The following is a 17,181-nucleotide window of genomic DNA, read 5'->3' as shown; positions in this document are numbered from 1 at the left end:
ATCAGGCGCACCCCGTCCAGCCAGGCGGCGGCCAACATGCGGCGCGGGCGTTTGGGATCGTCCGAGGGCATCAGCGTGCCGGCGTCGCGCAACTCGATATACTCCACCCGCTCGAACCCAGCCTTGCGCATCGTTTCGGCCGCCTCGCGGATCGCCATACGGTCGCTTTGCCCGTCGCGGATATCATCGGCGGCGCGGCTGATCGCAGCGTAAAGCACCGGCGCGATGGCCCGGCCCGGCTGGGTCAGCTGGCGGTTGCGCGAGGACATGGCGAGGCCATCGGTCTCGCGTACTGTCTCGCAACCGACAATATGCACCGGCAGGTTCAGGTCGGTGACAAGCCGGGTCACCACCTGCAGCTGCTGCCAGTCTTTCTGGCCGAAATAGCCGCGCTGCGCCTCGGTCATGCCGAAGAGTTTGGTCACCACCGTCGCCACACCGTCGAAATGGCCGGGGCGCATGCGGCCCTCCAGCGGCTCGGACACGCCCCCGACCGAGACCGTGGTGATGAAACCCTCGGGATAGACCTCATCGACATCGGGGGCGAAAACGACATCCACCGGCACCGATTTCAACAGCTCCGCATCCGCCTCAAGCGTGCGCGGGTAGCGGCTCAGATCATCCGGGTTGTTGAACTGGCGCGGGTTCACGAAGATCGTGGTGATCACCCGTTCGCATTCCACTCTTGCGCGCCGCGCGAGCGAGAGATGCCCCTCATGCAGCGCGCCCATGGTGGGCACCACGCCGGTCATATCGCCGGCCGCGCGCCAGGCCCGGACCCTCTGGCGGAGCCCGGCAACAGTGTGGATGATTTCGGTCATTTCAGGGTCTTTGCAGCCGGCAGAGTATCGGGGAAGGAATGTTCGGGGCCCGGGAAGCTGCGCGCGCGCACCTCGGCGGCATAGGCCGCGATGGCCTGATCGGCTGCCTCGCCCAGATTGCCGTAGCGCTTGACGAATTTCGGGCGGAATTCGGTGAAAAGCCCCAGCATGTCATCGACCACCAGCACCTGGCCGTCGCAATGCACCCCGGCACCGATGCCGATGGTGGGGATCGCCAGCCGCTGGCTGATCCGCGCGGCCAGGCCCTCGGGCACCTTTTCCAGCACCACCGAATAGGCGCCCGCCGCCTCGACTGCCAGCGCATCGGCCATGACCTTTTCGGCCTCGCCCTCGCGCCCCACGACCTTATAACCGCCAAACGTGTTCACCGATTGCGGCGTCAGACCCAGATGCGCCATCACCGGCACGCCGCGCGCGGTGAGAAACGCGATGGTCTCGGCCATATGCACGCCGCCCTCCAGCTTGACCGAAGTGGCGCCGGTCTCGGCCATCAGCCGGCTCGCGTTGCGGAAGGCCTGGGCCGGGCTTTCCTCATAGGAGCCGAACGGCATGTCGATCACCACCATGGCTTTCGACGCCCCCCGCACCACGGCACGGCCATGCAGGATCATCATCTCCATCGTGACGCCGATGGTCGAGGGCAGGCCATGGATCACCATGCCAAGGCTGTCCCCAACGAGGATCACGTCGCAATGCGGATCGACCAGCCGCGCGATCGGCGTCGTATAGGCGGTGAGGGTGACAATCGGCGCCCTCCCCTTCATGGCCCTGATATCCGGCGGCAGAACCGCCCTGGCGAAGGAAGTGGCGCTCATGGGCGATGCTGATCCCTGGCTGCGTTAACAGATTGCGCGGCATAAGGGCATAGCGCTGCAACTTGTGCAAGAATTAAGCGCCGCAGCGCAGCGGATGGAATTTGCACGCAGCCTCTGCCCCCTTGACGCGGTGCCGGACCGCGTCACCAATGGCGGAATCGGGGGCGCGGGGCCGCGCCCTCCCACCCTTTCAGCCCCGGAGGCCTTTGATGACCCATCCCCTGATCCTGCGCGTCACCCGCGACGGCGTAACGCCCGAGACCGAGCGCCCCGATGCGGAAAAGCTGCTGGCCGGCGACCCGGTCCATACGACCTGGAGCCTTGAGGAAAAGGAGGGGCTTTATTCCGGCCTCTGGCAGGCGACGAAGGGCAAATGGAAGATCTCTTATGACGAATGGGAATATGTCTATATCCATGAGGGCCATTCGATCCTGACCGATGCGGCGGGCAATGAGACCCATCTGAAGGCTGGCGACAGTTTCATCATCCGCCCCGGCTATGCCGGCACCTGGGAGGTGATCGAGACCACGCTGAAGGATTATGTGATCGTCGCCTGAGCCGCATCCCGGGCCACAGAGGGGGGAGGCCACCGCCTTTCCCCTTGATTTCTTTGCTGTTTCTGCCCGTTTTCATCATCTTCTTCCGCCAGAGCGGGATCGGGGCGGCCCCTGGGCCGTTCTGATCCCTGGGCTGAGAAGCCTTTGCCAAACGAAGATTTCCAGGAGCATCTGCGCCGGATCGGGGCGAAATACGGCCATCCTGTGAGGACGGCAGGGCACCTTACCCGCCGGGCGCCAGAGCCCGCAATCAGGTGAGCGGTCCCGCCATCGGTATCGGCGGCAGGGTGTGGCGGCTGGGCGCGGGAGCCTGGCCTCTGGACCGTCCAATATGCGAGCCGGATTACGACCGCGCGACAGGGTCACACCGGTACTGAGCGCGCTGATGCGCCCGGCGGAGATAGTGGTGCGCCTCCCTCGGGGCGTCCTGATCATCCGCGCGGTGATATGGGGACGGGCCTCGTCCGATGCGTCCTCCGACATCAGCGCCGCGAAGCCCCGGGCCGTGCAATGACCCGGTGATCGCTCACTGGTCTTCCGATGGAGGGTGATCGGCTGCGGCCAGATGTCCCTTGCGGGCGGCGCCCGCCGGTTCAACACTGAAAAGGCACAGCATTTTGTCGTCGGCGCCACGGCGATCTTCCGGTTTCTCGCCGCCCGTCCCGTCACTTTCGCGGCTCTGGCGCTGTTCCTGCGCGCGCGTTGGCGCGGGTGCCGCCCAATTTGCTCCGGCCAGTTTGCTGTCGGGCCTGATGATCCCCCTCGCAGCCTTCCGCATCTTTCGGATCAGCCTGCTGCCCTGGACCGGGTTCTTTGCCCTTTTGCAATAAACCATCGCTGGTCCCGGACAGAAAAAACCGCGCCTCAGGGGGCGCGGCTTTTCGGTTTCAGCGCGGTGAGGACCAGGTTCAGCCGGCGGCGGCTTCTGCGGCCTCGGGCATCGGGCAATCTTCGGGCGCGATCTTGTTGCGCTTGCATTGTTTCAGGCGCTTTGCCTCGGCTTTCTCGGCCGCCGCACGGGCATCGGCCTCGGCCTTGACGATGGCCGCCTCATCCGCCGCTTTCTTCGCGACATTCTTGTCGGTCTGCGGCACGGCGCGGCCAAAGGCATCATCCATATAGGGGCCCTCCATGGCCAGGCTCTCGGCCTCGCTGCGCACTTTCACATGGGTGCCATTGCCGGCGCGCTGATAGAGATCCATCACATCCTGGTTGTAGAGACGGATGCAACCCGCGCTGGTCGCCAGCCCGACCGAGGCATTGTCGATGGTGCCATGGATGCGGAACATGGTGTCGCGGCCACCGCGATAGAGATAGAGCGCGCGCGAACCGAGCGGGTTCTCAAGCCCGCCAGGCAGGCCGCCGGCATATTCGGCGTAGAGATCGGGACGGGTGCGGATCATATTGGCGGTCGGCGTCCAGGACGGCCATTCCGCCTTGCGCCCGATATAGCCATTACCGCGGAACGAGGTGCCCTCACGGCCGACCGCGATAGCATAGCGCACCGCGCGCCCGTCGGGCAGCACCCAATAGAGCTTGCGCGCATAGACATCGACCACGATCGAGCCGGGCGCTTCATCGCCGCTATAGGCCACCTCGGCGCGGCGGTGATCCTCCATCAGGTATTTCGGCGCGACGGCGGGAATATGGAACTCCCCGTCATCAACAGCCTCATAACCGGCAACGGCCGCAGACGGCTCTTCGGCTTTCGGTTGCGCGCCACAGGCAGCAAGGGCAGAGAGGGCGAGCATGGCAACAAGGCGCGGCAGGTTGAAAATCACAAAGATCATCCCGGTGTAGTGAAAACGACTCAGGGCGGCCCCCGCCACCCCTTCTGGTGAACTTGCGACACGCCACCCGCGTCGCGTCAAGGGAAGAGAGGCCAGAAGCGGCGATCAGAGGCCAGAAATACGGGAGTTGCGGCAGGAGAACCCGCCCCGGTTGTTGCGACAGAGGCAACAGAGCCGGGGCCGCAGGGTCCGGCCCCACCGCGAAACCAATGCCGGTGCTGGCGAATTCTCTGAAAAGCCGACAGTCTGTGCAGCAGCGCAACCCATGAAAGGACAGCCAGATGCGGCCGGGGCCTCGCAATCTGATCACCGATATCGCCGGGTTCCGGGTGGGGAATGCCTCGGATCCGGGCCTGCACTCGGGTGTTACGGTGCTGACAGCTGACCGCCCGTTCACGGCGGCGGTGCATGTGATGGGGGGCGCGCCGGGCACGCGTGAGACCGATCTGCTGGCGCCGGACCGGCTGGTCAGCGCGGTGGATGCGCTGGTTCTGTCGGGCGGCTCGGCCTTTGGGCTTGACGCCTGTTCGGGGGTGATGGCGGGGCTGCGGGCCATGGGGCGCGGCTTTGCGGTCGGGGATCAGCGGGTGCCCATCGTGCCAGGCGCCATTCTGTTCGATCTGCTGAACGGCGGGGATAAATCCTGGCCGGCGCGTGATTGCAGCCCCTATGCCGGCCTCGGCCGCCGCGCGCTGGACAAGGCAGTCGCGGATTTTCAGCTCGGCAGCAGCGGCGCCGGCACCGGAGCGATGACCGGCACGCTGAAAGGCGGACTGGGATCGGCCTCGGCGGTGCTGCCCTCGGGGATCACGGTCGGCGCGCTGGTGGCGGTGAATGCGCTTGGCCAGGTGACCGCAGGCGACGGTCCGTGGTTTCTCGCCGCTCCCTTCGAGGAGGGCACGGAATTCGGTGGCCTCGGCCCGGCGCCGGCGCTGCCGCCGCCTGCGGCCCCCCTGCCGATGAAGCGGATGGGCGAGGCCACCACCATCGCGATTGTTGCCACTGATGCAACATTGACCAAGGCCGAGGCCCATCGCGTCGCGGTCGCCGCGCATGACGGCATGGCCCGGGCGATCTGCCCCGCGCACAGCCTGATCGACGGCGATCTGGTCTTTGCCGCTGCCAGCGGTGCGCGCGCCCTCGCCGATCCGCTCACCGATCTGTTCCAGATCGGCCATGCGGCAGCGGTCTGCCTGTCACGCGCCATTGCCCGGGCGGTCTATCTCGCCAGCCCCGCGCCCGGCGATCTGCAACCCTGCTGGGCCGCGCGGTTCGGCACCTGATCAGCGCCAGCGGTCCAGCGCATCCTCGTCGCTGTCCCTGGCCGCGACCCATTCGGCGCCCCCGGCCGTGAAGGCCTTTTTCCAGAACGGCGCCCGCGATTTCAGGTAATCCATCAGGAATTCAGCCGCCTCAAACGCCGCCTGGCGGTGGAGCGAGGCGGTGGCGACCATCATAATCACCTCTCCCGGGCAGAGCCGGCCGTGGCGATGGATCACCAGAACCGCGCTCAGCGCCCAGCGGCTTGCGGCCTGATCGGCAATCGCGCGGATCGCCCGGTCGGTCATCGCCGGGTAATGCTCGATCTCCAGCGCCTGAAGCATGCCGCCCTCATCGCGCACAATGCCGGAAAAGCTGACCACGGCGCCTGCCGGTCCGGCCATGGCGGTAAAGCGGTTCAGCTCCTCCCCCTGGTCGAACGCATCCGCCACCACCCGGATATCCGGCGCGGTCACGGCTCAGCCCCCGGTCATGGGCGGAAAGAACGCGACCTCCCGCGCCCCGGCAAGCGGAGCGTCGAAATCGGCCAGTTCCTGATCCACCGCCACCCGCAGCCCGGTCAGATCGGCAAAGGCCAGCGCATAACTGTCATCTCGGGCCGAAAGCTCCTGCACCAAAGCGGCCACGGTCGGGGCCTCGGTCTCGACCTGTTCACGCGGAAGGCCGATCCTTTCGCGCAGCCAGGCGAAGTAAAGCACCTCGATCATGGATCTTCCCGCAGGAAAGGCCTTGATTTGGCGAAATATTCCCAGCCGGTGATCGCGGTCAGGATGGCGGCGATCCAGATCAGCACAAGGCCGATCGAGTTGGCGTAGGAGGCGCAGTTCTGCGTCACACAGGCGCGGATCGGGTCGGCGGTACCGGCGCGGACGGCATCGACATATTGCTCGACCGTCATGCCGCGCGCGGCGATGCCATTGACGTAATCAAGCCCGGTGCCAAGGAAAAGCGCTGCAATGGCCACCATCTGCGCGGTGGTTTTCCATTTGGCGAGCTTGGTGACCCTCAGCGTGCCGGCTTTGGCCCCGATGAATTCGCGCAGGCCCGAGACAAAGACCTCGCGGAACAGGATCACGGTTGCCGGCAGGATCAGCCAGGGGTTCATGCCATTATAGCCGGTGAGCACCATGATCGCGATCACAACCATGGCCTTGTCGGCGATGGGATCGAGCATGGCGCCGAATTTCGATTCCTGCTTCCACAGCCGGGCGAGATAGCCGTCGAAATAATCGGTGATCGCCGCGCCGACAAAGAGCGTCAGCGCCAGCCAGTCTGCCCAGGGCCGATGGAAATAGAGAAACATCACCGCAACGCCAGGCGCCGCAAGCAACCGCATGAAGGTGAGAGTGTTCGGGATGTTCCACCGCATAGCGTCATTCGTATCCGAGGCTGCGCCTTGTGGAAAGGGGGCAAGGGCTTTGCCCGGATACAGCGCCAGCCGGGTGACCTTTATACATCTGTATATATACCTGCATTCCCCAAGTGGCGTGTCGTTTGAGGTGAAGATCGCCTGTATCCGAGCGCTAGACAAGATTTTCTGCCGCAAGCGGCACCTGCGGTCGCGCAGACTGCTGGATCTGGACGGATCAGACCGCGAAGCCGCTGTTTCCTTGCCCAGGGGCGGCGTTTTTCAGCGCAGCGGACAGATCTGTCCAGCCGCTTTCGTTCAGTTTGAGCGTGGATCGCGATCATGCGCATAGCGGTGGCGCTCGCAATCGGGGATAGCGGCGAGGATGGCGCGTACCATCGTGCCGGTGACAGCGACCTCGGCCAGCTGGAAGGTGATGGTGCGGGCGTGACGGACCACACGTGCCCCGATCTTGATCAGCTTCAGTTGCAGGCTGGTCAACGACCAGTCGGCCATGGCCTCGGGCAGCTCGATGCAGCGCAAGAAGGTGGCCAGGTTGTACGCCAGGGCGTGCAGTTGCAGCCGCACCTCATTGTCGCGGAACTTCCGGCACGACAGCCGCGTCCAGCGAAAGGCGTATTTGCCCTCTTTGATGTGCTGCTCGGCGGTGCCGCGCTGGTTGTAGAACCGCACCACCCAGTCCGGCTCCATCGGCAGGTTGGTGACGATGAAGCCGACACGCGGGAACAGTTCGCCCGGATGCCATTCGATCTTGGCGATCACCCGGCGTTCCTTGTCCCAGGACGCGCTGATACTCGAATTCCTCGAAGAACCGCTTGACCTTGGTCAGTGACGGCCGCCCGACAGGGCGCGTTACGATGCGCGATCTTGTCCTTGAGGACCGCGTTTGCGGGCAGCCGGATGGCGTAGAAGAACCGCGCTTCTTCCAATCGCTCATAGATCGCCGGGATCGCGTAGGCAGCATCGGCCCGGAAGAACCTGCCACCAAGGTCGCGCTCCGCGTAGCGCGCAATGACGGGGTCGAGAACATCACGCCAGCCATCGCCTGTGGACGTTGCCATGGCGCAGGGCGCAGCGTTCCAGCATCCCGAACTGGTTGAACAGAAAGTTGGGGTGATAGCAGCACAGTCGAAATGGCCATTCCAGGCAGACCCTTCCTGGTCGCCATGGGTCGGGCTGACCGAGCTGTCCATGTCCAGAACGATGTACTTCAGCCCGTTACGGTCATGGAACCGGTCGATCCATTGCCCGTTCAGGTCGGCCAGCGCGGCACGGTTCCCGGCCAGAGCCGCGTCTCGGTCTCGAACCGTCCCATCTGCGATGCCGAGGCCGCTTGTGCATCGACCGCTCTGCCGCCGACAACTTGGCGCATGACCGGATCGCAGGCGAGACGGTTGGCGTCGTTGACATCCTCGTATCCGGCCAGCCGCCCAAAGACTGATTGCCGGAACAGGCCGTCGAGCCGAATGGACCGTGTTCTTGCCAGAGCGAGTATCGCGAGCGCCGCTGACGCCAAATCGGACAACCCGAGCGCGTCATCAAGCTCGCGCATCACCAGAAGGCCGCCGTCGGAACTGAGCTGCGTGCCGCGAAATTCCAGCCGCACGCGAGGGTCGAAATCCACCCGATCTGCCCGTTGCAAGCCCGCACCCTCTGGGTGATCCATGAAACGCGCCCCTCGCAGCCTTCAACACCAGTTTTATATAGGAAATATAATGGTCAGGACAGCGAAATCAGCGCCTTACTTGGGAAATGGGGATATAGACCCCGGTTTTTTTAGCCCGCGGTTTCTGGCCGGCAGTTCATGGCCGGCTCTTTGTTGGCCAGGCCAGTTTTGGCCCACACGCCTCCCATCAAGGCCTTTCAGCCCCTGGACGTCCGAAGTCTGCCCAGCATGTTCAACGACCCGCACTGATCGTCTTCCACCGCCCCGCAGGTCCCTGGTCCGGCCCCCGTCAGACAGCGCCTTCTGCAAGCCGCCTCGTCCGACTTCTGCCGCTTTTGCAGCAAGCCAGTTCAAAACCGAATATCCTTCGCTCAGACGGGGGCGCGCGTCCCTGCACCCAGAAATCCGTTCGGCCAAATCCTTCTTTCAAAAACCCACTCGCTACCCGACACAGCCCCGAGCCAAAGAGCCCGAGGAACCGCAACGCCCGTGATGCCATGCCCGTGATCCCGGATGCGCCCTGCCCGCCCTGCAGCCAATGCCCTGCGTCGGATGTCAGGGGTCGATACAGGCCGGCACGGCCTGGGCTTTCCCCTCCCCGCCCGGCGATCTGAGCAACCGGAACACCGGGTCCCAGACCGCGCGCCGATCTGCGCCCGCGTATTCACCGTATATTTTGCCGGTTATTTTGCTGGGGCGCCCTTGTCGCAAATCAGGCTCTTTGCAGGCGGGACAGATCACTCTGCCAATTCAGGCGAGAACGGTCTGATCGCTTTGCACCACTCCCGGCTCACAGCGGTTCACATCGCCATTCCGGCGCCTGAAACCGCGACATCTATGCCGGGGCCGGAAAGACCGGACTCCGTCCCCCCTTGGTTAATCCCCGAATGACCCTAAAAGGGCCCAACGCTGAATGGCCTGCTTCCTGCTCTCACAGGTCCCACCCAGCGTTGTATTAGGTGACACCCGGCCAGGAACCAACCTGAGCACGCTATAAGCCAGCTTCCCTCCCTCGTTGCTCTCTGCAGGCTTCGCCGTTCTGCCTCCTTTCCCCTTTCGTCCCGCCCCGGCCACCGCTCAGCGCCAGCCGGTCAATGCGCCGCCAATGCCGCCCCGCGCTCGGGGGCACGCAGGAGGGTCAGGGCCTGATCAATCGCGGCAGAGCGGTCCATCAGCGCTTTCAGGCTTTCCGAAACCGAGGCCTGCACCTCGTCGATCCGGTCGATGGTCGCGGTCAGCGCGGCCTGGCTGTCCTGGGTCTTGCGGCTTTCCACCCGCGCGAGAATCCTGATCGTATCAAGCCCGAGGATCATCCGTCTCAGATCCATACTGGCCTCATTCAGGATCCCTGCCAGCTTCCCCGCCTCTTTCAGCGAGACCTGCGCCGAGGTGCGGGAATCGTGGATCACCCCTTCAAGCACCTTTCCCTCGACCCGGCGTTCCTCGCCATCTTTTTCGCGTTCCATCCGCTCGCCCTGATTATAGATCTCGACAAGTTCACCCTGCAGCCGCGAGGTTCCCGCAAGGATCAGGCTCCGTCGCACCGCACTGGCCATCTGGCCGCAGAGATTGCCCTTACCCGAAACGAATTCCGACAGCCGCCGCGATATCTCCTCGGACGAGTTCTTGTAATTCACCGAGATCTGGCTGATCGGCCCGCCCTGCGGTTCCAGCCGCGCCGCCACCAGCCGCATATTGACCGGCAGCAGCACCAGATCGGAAAACTGCGATACCAGCCGCGCCTGTTCCGAAAGCGTCTCGACCAGCAGGGTCAGAAGCGAGGCCAGCGCCTCGGTGCTGCGATCGACCGGCCGTTTCAGCTGCATATCGCGCGAGCGGATTTCGGTCGCCAGCGCCTGGGCGGCAAAGGCGTCATAACTGGGGAACCCCATCTCGGCGAGCCGCCCCAGCAATATCTGCGCCGAGGCTTCGGGCGTCAGCCCCTCCTTCTGTTCCCGCTCCCGCAATACGGCGTATTCGGCCCGGGCTTTTTCGAAAATCGGGCTCGATGGCCGCAGCCGTACCGAGAAGAACCCCCCCTCGCAGGGCATTGCCGCCGCCAGCACCCAGTAATAACCACCATCGGCCTTGCGGTTCTTCACATAGCCAACCGCCGGCTCACCCGCTTTCAGCATCTGCCAGAACAGCCAGAAAAAACCTTTCGGCATGTCCGGGTGGCGGATCACCCGATGCGGCGCCCCGATCAGATCGGGCCAGGGAATACCCGCCATGCGGCGGAAGACGGAGTTGCCCGACCGGATCAGCCCGCGCGGGCAGGTTCGCGAATAGATCAGCTCGGAAAAGGCAAACTCAGCCTCGCAATTCTCGGTCAGCTCGGTCTGGCGGGTCACATCGGCACCTGTCGGTCAGAATCACCCCATTCTGCCGCCGGGGAGTTAAGGACTCCTTGCCACCCGCCTCAGCCAGCCCTGTCTCAGCCAGCCCTGTCTCAGCCACTCTCGTCGCTCCGCCGCCCGAGCCCCATGCCCATGCCGCCGCCCATACCACCCCCGCCCTCACCACCGGTTCCACCGCCGGAACCGCCGCGCCCACCCGGCTTGCCGCCCGACTGGCTGACCCGGGCCGGCCCCTGCGAGGGGATCGTTACATCGTCGGGAACCGGTTCCAGATCCAGTGCTTCGCGAATATAGGCCCTGAGCGACACGACCAGCCCGGCCGTCGGCACCGGCTGCCCCGCTGCCATATCGGCCGCCGCCCTTGCGGCGAGCCTCACCTGCACTTCGGTTCCAAGGAGAATGATGTCGGACAACGCTGCCCCGACCGCACCGCGCACCGCCCGCGTCCGTTCCAGCCGGTTGCCGGCCGATGTGATCACCTCGACCTCTGCCCCTCTGCCTCAAGCCTCGCCCTGAGCGCGCGCATATGGGTCGGGTCGACGGTCAGCGTGCCGGTAAACGAACCTCACGGTGTCTTATAGGCCGCGATCAGCACCTTCAGCCGCTCATTGATCTTGCGGTTCATCCGCTGCTGACGCTGTTGGATCGTCATCATCATCAGAATGCGGATGCCAACGCCGATCAGCGTGACCAGCAACAGGCTGGCAATCGTCGCCAGCAATGTCTGCCACGAGGTGAAATCCAGAAACCGCATATCCCACCTCGCTCACTCAGCTGTTTTCATCTGTCCCTAAATATCCCGCGGGGGTCCGGGGGCGCGAAGCCCCCGGCGGCCAGTCCTCAGTCCCGGTGGAAGTAATTGTAAACCGTCTCCGCCATCGCCTCGGAAATCCCCTCGACCGCCATCAGATCGGGCAACGCCGCCCGGCTTACCGCCCTGGCCGATCCGAAATGCGCCAGCAGCGCGCGCTTTCTCGCCGCGCCCACACCGGGGATCTCATCAAGCGGCGTCGCCCCCACCACTTTCGCGCGTTTGGCCCGATGCGCCCCATTGGCCCAGCGATGCGCCTCATCGCGCAGGCGCTGGATGAAATAAAGCACCGGATCATTCCTTTGCAGCGCGAAAGGCCGCTGGCCTTTGCGGTGGAACTCCTCCTTGCCGTGATCGCGGTCGATCCCCTTCGCCACACCGATCACCTGCATATCCTCGATACCAAGGTCAGCGAGGATCTCCTCCACCGCCGAAATCTGCCCCGCACCACCGTCGATCAGCAACAGATCCGGCCAGTTTTCCGTCTGCCGGTCGGGGTCTTCCCGCACGAGCCGTTCAAACCGCCGCGTCATCACCTCGCGCATCATGCCGAAATCGTCTCCGGCCGCGCCCGCCTCACTCTTGATGTTGAACTTGCGATATTGCGATTTCATAAACCCTTCCGGCCCGGCCACCACCATGCCGCCAACCGGATGCGCGCCCTGGATATGGGCATTGTCATAGATCTCAATGCGTTCCGGGGGCGCATCCAGCCCGAAGGCCTCGGCAAGCCCATCAAGAAGCCGCCGCTGCGTCGCCGATTCCGACATCCGCCGTGCAAGGCTCTCGCGGGCATTCCTCGCCGCGTTCTCGACCAGTTCGGCTTTCTCGCCCCGCTGCGGCACCGCCAGCTCGACCCTGTGACCGGCCCGCTCGCTCAGCGCGGCGCTGACCAGATCGGCATCCTCCGGCCCATGCGAGAGCAGGATCAGGCGCGGCGGTTCCTTATTGTCGTAAAACTGGGTCAGGAAAGCCTCAAGGATCTCGGGCTCCTCGGCGCCGGAGCCGGTTCTCGGGTAGAAATCCTGGTTGCCCCAGGACTGATGCGCCCGGATGAAAAACACCTGCACGCAGGCCTGACCATGATCGAGATGCAGCGCCACCACATCGGCCTCGGATACCGTGCGCGGATTGATCCCTTGCGAGGTCTGCACGGCCGTCAGCGCCTGGATACGGTCGCGCAGCGCCGCCGCACGTTCGAATTCCAACTCGTCTGACGCCTTCTGCATCTGTCCCGCCAGGTCGGCCTGGATGGCCGATGATTTCCCCGACAGAAACCGCCCGGCATCCTGCACCAGCGCGTCATAATCCGCCTCGGAGACCTTGCCGACACAGGGCGCGGCGCAGCGCTTGATCTGATATTGCAGACAGGGCCGCGTGCGGCTGGCGAAAACGCTGTCGGTGCAGTTGCGCAGCAGGAACACCTTTTGCAACTGGTTCAGGGTCCGGTTCACCGCACCGGCGCTGGCGAAAGGCCCGAAGTAACTCCCCTTCTCCTTGCGCGCGCCGCGGTGCTTTTTCAGCTGCGGAAAGTCATGCGCGCCGCCGATCAGGATATAGGGGAAGGACTTGTCGTCCCGCATCAGCACATTATAGCGCGGCTTCAGCTGCTTGATCAGGTTCTGCTCCAGCAGCAGCGCCTCGACCTCGGTGCGGGTCGTCAGAAACATCATCGAATGGGTTTCCGCGATCATCCGCTGGATGCGGTTCGAATTCCCGGTGGGCCGCGCGTAATTCGACACCCGCGCCTTCAGATTGCGCGCTTTTCCGACATAAAGCACCTCGGAAGCCGCATTCAGCATCCGATAGACCCCCGGGCTGCTGTCCAGGAGCCGCAGATAGTCCTGGATCACCTCATATCCGTTTCGCGCAGCGCTGGTCATGCTTCTGCCTCTGGCAGCAAATCACAGATGTAAGAGATCACGATTCTGCCTTCGCCGCTGCAATGAACCAGAGCCGGGGGCAAGAGAGAAGAAGTCCACCGTTTCTGTGGATAAGTTTGCGGAGAAACTTTCGCGAAGCCGGAATTTTCCTTGTTTTCGGCGGGCCTCGCCGATTTGCCTAAATTTTGGGCATTTTCATAAACCATTGAAAAACAGCAAAAGATTTTCCAACATCTGGCAAGACGTTGAGAAATCAGGCCTTTTCGTAACAGGCTTGTGAAAGAACTGTCGGACGTGGACAAGTCAAAGCCCCTGAGCCGTTCGGGGGCCGGTCGCCGCCCCGGCCCCGGGCCCGCCGGCGCTTTGCGGGCCGCCCACAGCGCCGCCTGTGGCTGCCCCCTGGCGCGGGCCGAAATGCTGGCCGCCATCGACCGCGATCAACTGGCCGGTCACGCCGGGGCTGTCGATCAGGAAGCCAAGCGCTGCGGTCAGATCCCCGGTACCGACACCGCGCTGCAGCAGGGTGCCACCGCGCTCGGTCTGGAACTCCTGCACCGACTGGCCGGGCCCGATCAGCGTCGGCCCCGGACCGATCGCATTGACGCGGATAGCGGGCGCCAGCCCCTGGGCCGCCGTCTGCGTCAGCCCCCAGAGCGCCATTTTCGCCAGCGTATAGGTCGTGAAATCCGGCCCCGGATTCAGCACCCGCTGGTCGATCATATTCACCACCAGCCCCTGGGCCAGCCGCTCTCCCGCCGCATCGGTCAGGGCGGGCGGGCATTGCCGGGCGAATTGCTGGATCAGCAGGAAGGGCGCCCGCAGATTCGAGCCGATATGGCGGTCCCAGCTGGCTTTGGTGGCGCTCAGCATCGTGTCCGGCTCAAAAATCGAGGCGTTGTTGACCAAAAGCCGCAATGGCCCCAGCGCCTCTGCGGCGCGCGGAATCAGCGCGGCACAGGCCGCCTCATCCAAGAGATCGGCACCAAGCACCACCGCGCGGCGCCCCATGGCGGTAATCTCCGCCACCACCCCGGCCGCCTCATCCCCGGAATTCGAGTAATGCACCGCCACATCCCAGCCGCGCCCGGCCAGATACAAAGCCATGGCGCGGCCCAGCCGACGCCCTGCCCCGGTGACGAGAGCCGCCTTCACTTTCGCGCCTTGCGACAATCACAGGGGCCGCGCCCGATCAGCGGCCGTCCGCAATTCTGGCATTTGCCGCCCCTGGCGGGCCGCCCGCGCAGCATCCGCGCATTGGGGAACATCACCTTGCCGATCATGCCGACCAGTGCCATGGCACAAAGGAAGATCAGAATGATTTTCCAGATCATCTTACAGCCCGTAACGCGCGAACATCGCCCGCTCCTCTGCCGCGGCCAGCGCCGCCTCACCGATATTCAGGCCAAACCGGCTGAGCAGCCCGCGTTTGCGGGTCGCGACCGGCACCAGCCGGACCTTGTCGCCATAGATCTCACGCAGCTTCGGTTTCAGATGGGCGACCCCATCGGCCAGCCCCAGATCCACCGCCTGCCGGCCCAGCCAGATATCGGCGTTGAACAGATCGGCCGCCGCATCCAGCCGCGCCCCGCGCCGCGCCTTCACATGGGCGATGAAATTCTCATGCAGCGGCGTCAGCAGCGCGCGGATGCGGGCCACATCCGCTTCGGTCTCGGCGCGGAACGGATCGGCGAAGCTTTTCGAGCGACCGGCAGTATGAACGCGCCGCTCGATCCCGTGGCGGGTGATCAGATCACTCAGCCCGAACCCCGCCATGATCACGCCGATTGATCCGACAATCGAACTTGCATCGACAAAGATGTCATCGGCGGCTGTGGCCAGCCAATAGCCGCCCGAGGCCGCCACATCTTCGACAAAGGCATGGACGGGGATCTTCTTTTCATCGGCCAGCCGCCGGATGCGGGCGGCGATCAGGCTCGACTGCACCGGCGAGCCGCCGGGCGAATTGATCGCCAGCGCCACGGCTGCGGGTTTGCCGCGCGAAAACGCGCGCTCGATGGCCTGGGCAAGGGCCGCATCATTCAGCGCCCGTGCTCCCTGGCCGATCTGGCCTTCAAGACGGATGACCGGCACCAGGGGCGGCTTTTTCAGAAAGGGGATGAATTTGCGCATGGATCAGAGCTAAGGCCTCTTCCCGCGCGCGGCAAGAGCCGCAAGAGCCGCAAGAGCGGCTTTCGCGCGAGGCCGCCACTATTCCGTCAACCAGCGGTGTCTGATGCGCCCTCGACCACATCATTCGGGGCTGAAACAGGCGGCAATGCTTGAAGCAAAGGCCCGAACCGTCTAATCAGAAATCCAGCCAGGGGATATCATGCGCATTCTGATCACCAATGATGACGGCATCAACGCTCAGGGGCTGGAGGTGCTGCATGAGATTGCCACCGACATCGCCGGGCCGGGTGGCGAGGTCTGGACCGTAGCCCCAGCCTTCGAGCAATCCGGCGTGGGCCATTGCATCAGCTATAACAAGCCCATGGCCATCGCGAAACTGGGCCATCGCCGCTATGCGGCCGAGGGAAGCCCCGCCGATTGCGTGCTGGCGGCGATCTATGACGTGCTGCAGGGCGCGAAACCCGATCTGGTGCTGTCGGGCGTGAACCGCGGCAATAACGCGGCCGAGAATGTGCTTTATTCCGGCACTATCGGCGCCGCGATGGAGGGCGCGCTGCAAGGCATCCCCTCGGTCGCGTTGTCGCAATATATGGGGCCGGAGACCGACGGCCTGCCCGACCAGTTCGAAAGTGCGCGCGCCCATGGCGCCGGGGTGATCCGCCGTCTGCTGGAAAACGGCCTCTGGACCGAGGATGATTACCGCATCTTCTACAACGTGAATTTCCCGCCGCTGCCGGCGGCGCAGACGAAACCCTTGCGGGTCGCGGCCCAGGGCTTCCGCCGCGATACCTCATTCTCGGCCGAGGGCCAGGTCTCGCCCAATGGGCGGCGCTTCCTGTGGATCAAAGGCGGGCCGCAGCACAGCCCCACCCTGCCCGGCACCGATGCCGAAGTGAACCTGGCCGGCCATATCTCGGTCACGCCTTTGCGCGCCGATCTCACCGCGCATGATCTGCTGGCCGACCTGGCCGGGCGGCTCGGATGAGCGCATGGCAGCCGGAGGACACCGATGACGAGGCCTCCGGCAGTCCTGCCGAACGGAAGATGCGTTTTCTCTTTGCTTTGCGCTCGCATGGGGTGACGGACAGCCGGGTGCTGTCGGTGATGGAAAAGGTCGATCGCGGCCGGTTCGTGAAGGGCGTTTTTTCCTCCCGTGCCTATGATGACATGCCGCTGCCGATTTCCTGCGGCCAGACCATTTCGCAGCCCTCGGTGGTGGGGCTGATGACCCAGGCCCTCCAGGTCGGCCCCAGGGATACCGTGCTCGAAATCGGCACCGGGTCGGGCTATCAGGCTGCGATCCTGTCGGCGCTGGCCCGGCGGGTTTATACCGTCGACCGCTGGAAGCGTCTCTCACGCGAGGCGCAGGAGATTTTCACCGCCATGGGTCTGACCAATGTGACGGCGCTGGCGCGGGATGGGTCTTTCGGATTGCCCGATCAGGCGCCGTTCGACCGCATCCTGGTGACAGCGGCGGCAGAGGACCCGCCCGGGCCGCTGCTGGCCCAGTTGAAACCCGGCGGCATCATGGTGCTGCCGGTCGGGCAATCTGACACGGTGCAGCAGCTGATCCGCGTCCGGCGCCTGCCCGAGGGCTTTGATTACGAGGAACTTCGCCCGGTGCGGTTTGTCCCTCTGGTCGAAGGGCTCGGGAATGAGTAGAATCACCTGAAACACGCA

General features: G+C 64.5%; 20 protein-coding genes. 4 read left to right on the top strand and 16 right to left on the bottom strand.

Annotated elements, in window-relative coordinates:
- Both panC and panB read right to left on the bottom strand, forming a co-directional pair.
- On the bottom strand, positions 1-821 hold an 821-nt coding region (gene panC, locus DRF71_RS01975), incomplete at its 3' end, for a pantoate--beta-alanine ligase (RefSeq protein ID WP_112308939.1).
- Positions 818-1,657 (bottom strand): 3-methyl-2-oxobutanoate hydroxymethyltransferase, encoded by an 840-nt coding sequence (panB, locus tag DRF71_RS01970; RefSeq protein WP_112308938.1) that lies wholly within the window; start codon positions 1,655-1,657, stop codon positions 818-820. The genes panB and panC, both read right to left, overlap by 4 nt.
- 209 nt (positions 1,658-1,866) lie before the next feature.
- Here panB and DRF71_RS01965 point away from each other — a divergent pair, with 209 nt between their 5' ends.
- Positions 1,867-2,214, top strand: a complete 348-nt coding sequence (locus tag DRF71_RS01965; protein ID WP_112308937.1) for a cupin domain-containing protein — start codon at positions 1,867-1,869, stop codon at positions 2,212-2,214.
- Positions 2,215-3,122: 908 nt separating this feature from the next.
- Here the strand turns inward: DRF71_RS01965 and DRF71_RS01955 are convergent.
- Positions 3,123-4,004: a L,D-transpeptidase gene (locus DRF71_RS01955; RefSeq protein WP_408634512.1), complete on the bottom strand. Its 882-nt coding sequence runs from the start codon at positions 4,002-4,004 to the stop codon at positions 3,123-3,125.
- Between the two features lie 281 nt (positions 4,005-4,285).
- Here DRF71_RS01955 and DRF71_RS01950 point away from each other — a divergent pair, with 281 nt between their 5' ends.
- Positions 4,286-5,287, top strand: a complete 1,002-nt coding sequence (locus tag DRF71_RS01950) for a P1 family peptidase (RefSeq protein ID WP_112308935.1) — start codon at positions 4,286-4,288, stop codon at positions 5,285-5,287.
- On the opposite strand, the gene DRF71_RS01945 is transcribed toward DRF71_RS01950, so the two are convergent.
- The 13 genes from DRF71_RS01945 to DRF71_RS01900 all read right to left on the bottom strand — a co-directional run bounded on the left by DRF71_RS01945 (position 5,288) and on the right by DRF71_RS01900 (position 15,501).
- The gene (locus DRF71_RS01945; protein ID WP_112308934.1) at positions 5,288-5,740 is read right to left on the bottom strand and encodes a molybdenum cofactor biosynthesis protein MoaE; all 453 of its coding nucleotides are present in this window, start codon (positions 5,738-5,740) and stop codon (positions 5,288-5,290) included.
- Between the two features lie 3 nt (positions 5,741-5,743).
- A complete protein-coding gene (gene moaD / locus DRF71_RS01940) occupies positions 5,744-5,992 on the bottom strand; it encodes a molybdopterin converting factor subunit 1 (protein ID WP_112308933.1) in 249 nt (82 codons plus the stop codon).
- Positions 5,989-6,654, bottom strand: coding sequence for a CDP-diacylglycerol--glycerol-3-phosphate 3-phosphatidyltransferase (gene pgsA / locus DRF71_RS01935; RefSeq protein WP_112308932.1), 666 nt, complete (start codon positions 6,652-6,654; stop codon positions 5,989-5,991). Before pgsA ends, moaD begins: the two co-directional genes overlap by 4 nt.
- 297 nt (positions 6,655-6,951) lie before the next feature.
- On the bottom strand, positions 6,952-7,416 hold the full coding sequence (locus DRF71_RS28955) for a transposase (protein ID WP_269814320.1): 465 nt from the start codon (positions 7,414-7,416) through the stop codon (positions 6,952-6,954).
- Positions 7,413-7,868: a transposase gene (locus DRF71_RS28950; RefSeq protein ID WP_269814345.1), complete on the bottom strand. Its 456-nt coding sequence runs from the start codon at positions 7,866-7,868 to the stop codon at positions 7,413-7,415. Before DRF71_RS28950 ends, DRF71_RS28955 begins: the two co-directional genes overlap by 4 nt.
- Positions 7,869-7,906: 38 nt before the next feature.
- Positions 7,907-8,320: a transposase gene (locus tag DRF71_RS28945; protein ID WP_269814319.1), complete on the bottom strand. Its 414-nt coding sequence runs from the start codon at positions 8,318-8,320 to the stop codon at positions 7,907-7,909.
- A gap of 1,091 nt (positions 8,321-9,411) precedes the next feature.
- On the bottom strand, positions 9,412-10,671 hold the full coding sequence (locus DRF71_RS01925; RefSeq protein ID WP_112308931.1) for a PAS domain-containing protein: 1,260 nt from the start codon (positions 10,669-10,671) through the stop codon (positions 9,412-9,414).
- Between the two features lie 98 nt (positions 10,672-10,769).
- Positions 10,770-11,156 carry a hypothetical protein gene (locus DRF71_RS27840; protein ID WP_198672039.1) on the bottom strand — a complete coding sequence of 129 codons (387 nt, stop codon included), beginning with the start codon at positions 11,154-11,156 and terminating at the stop codon, positions 10,770-10,772.
- Positions 11,157-11,242: 86 nt separating this feature from the next.
- A complete protein-coding gene (locus tag DRF71_RS27835) occupies positions 11,243-11,431 on the bottom strand; it encodes a hypothetical protein (protein WP_198672038.1) in 189 nt (62 codons plus the stop codon).
- An 86-nt stretch (positions 11,432-11,517) separates the two neighbouring features.
- A complete protein-coding gene (gene uvrC, locus DRF71_RS01915; RefSeq protein WP_112308930.1) occupies positions 11,518-13,371 on the bottom strand; it encodes an excinuclease ABC subunit UvrC in 1,854 nt (617 codons plus the stop codon).
- Positions 13,372-13,674: 303 nt separating this feature from the next.
- Positions 13,675-14,523 carry an SDR family oxidoreductase gene (locus tag DRF71_RS01910; RefSeq protein WP_112308929.1) on the bottom strand — a complete coding sequence of 283 codons (849 nt, stop codon included), beginning with the start codon at positions 14,521-14,523 and terminating at the stop codon, positions 13,675-13,677.
- Positions 14,520-14,702, bottom strand: coding sequence for a hypothetical protein (locus DRF71_RS01905; RefSeq protein ID WP_112308928.1), 183 nt, complete (start codon positions 14,700-14,702; stop codon positions 14,520-14,522). The genes DRF71_RS01910 and DRF71_RS01905 overlap by 4 nt, the downstream gene beginning before the upstream one ends.
- Before the next feature lies 1 nt (position 14,703).
- On the bottom strand, positions 14,704-15,501 hold the full coding sequence (locus DRF71_RS01900; RefSeq protein WP_112308927.1) for a S49 family peptidase: 798 nt from the start codon (positions 15,499-15,501) through the stop codon (positions 14,704-14,706).
- 199 nt (positions 15,502-15,700) lie between these two features.
- On the opposite strand from DRF71_RS01900, the gene surE reads away from it, so the two are divergent.
- Positions 15,701-16,486 carry a 5'/3'-nucleotidase SurE gene (gene surE / locus DRF71_RS01895; RefSeq protein WP_112308926.1) on the top strand — a complete coding sequence of 262 codons (786 nt, stop codon included), beginning with the start codon at positions 15,701-15,703 and terminating at the stop codon, positions 16,484-16,486.
- Positions 16,483-17,163 (top strand): protein-L-isoaspartate(D-aspartate) O-methyltransferase, encoded by a 681-nt coding sequence (locus DRF71_RS01890; RefSeq protein WP_112308925.1) that lies wholly within the window; start codon positions 16,483-16,485, stop codon positions 17,161-17,163. The genes surE and DRF71_RS01890 overlap by 4 nt, the downstream gene beginning before the upstream one ends.
- Positions 17,164-17,181 lie beyond the last annotated feature (18 nt).

The sequence above is a fragment of the Pseudogemmobacter bohemicus genome, assembly GCF_003290025.1.
GTDB lineage: Bacteria > Pseudomonadota > Alphaproteobacteria > Rhodobacterales > Rhodobacteraceae > Pseudogemmobacter > Pseudogemmobacter bohemicus.
This window is presented reverse-complemented; position numbering and strand designations above follow the sequence as displayed.

Bases quoted from the DNA above. Each gene is read 5' to 3' on its own strand.
- DRF71_RS01950 (WP_112308935.1), top strand. From the start codon at position 4,286: ATGCGGCCGGGGCCTCGCAATCTGATCACCGATATCGCCGGGTTCCGG.
- DRF71_RS28945 (WP_269814319.1), bottom strand. From the start codon at position 8,320: ATGGATCACCCAGAGGGTGCGGGCTTGCAACGGGCAGATCGGGTGGAT.
- panB (WP_112308938.1), bottom strand. From the start codon at position 1,657: ATGAGCGCCACTTCCTTCGCCAGGGCGGTTCTGCCGCCGGATATCAGG.
- DRF71_RS01900 (WP_112308927.1), bottom strand. From the start codon at position 15,501: ATGCGCAAATTCATCCCCTTTCTGAAAAAGCCGCCCCTGGTGCCGGTC.
- DRF71_RS27835 (WP_198672038.1), bottom strand. From the start codon at position 11,431: ATGCGGTTTCTGGATTTCACCTCGTGGCAGACATTGCTGGCGACGATT.
- DRF71_RS01955 (WP_408634512.1), bottom strand. From the start codon at position 4,004: ATGATCTTTGTGATTTTCAACCTGCCGCGCCTTGTTGCCATGCTCGCC.
- uvrC (WP_112308930.1), bottom strand. From the start codon at position 13,371: ATGACCAGCGCTGCGCGAAACGGATATGAGGTGATCCAGGACTATCTG.
- pgsA (WP_112308932.1), bottom strand. From the start codon at position 6,654: ATGCGGTGGAACATCCCGAACACTCTCACCTTCATGCGGTTGCTTGCG.
- DRF71_RS01890 (WP_112308925.1), top strand. From the start codon at position 16,483: ATGAGCGCATGGCAGCCGGAGGACACCGATGACGAGGCCTCCGGCAGT.
- surE (WP_112308926.1), top strand. From the start codon at position 15,701: ATGCGCATTCTGATCACCAATGATGACGGCATCAACGCTCAGGGGCTG.
- DRF71_RS01965 (WP_112308937.1), top strand. From the start codon at position 1,867: ATGACCCATCCCCTGATCCTGCGCGTCACCCGCGACGGCGTAACGCCC.
- DRF71_RS01905 (WP_112308928.1), bottom strand. From the start codon at position 14,702: ATGATCTGGAAAATCATTCTGATCTTCCTTTGTGCCATGGCACTGGTC.
- moaD (WP_112308933.1), bottom strand. From the start codon at position 5,992: ATGATCGAGGTGCTTTACTTCGCCTGGCTGCGCGAAAGGATCGGCCTT.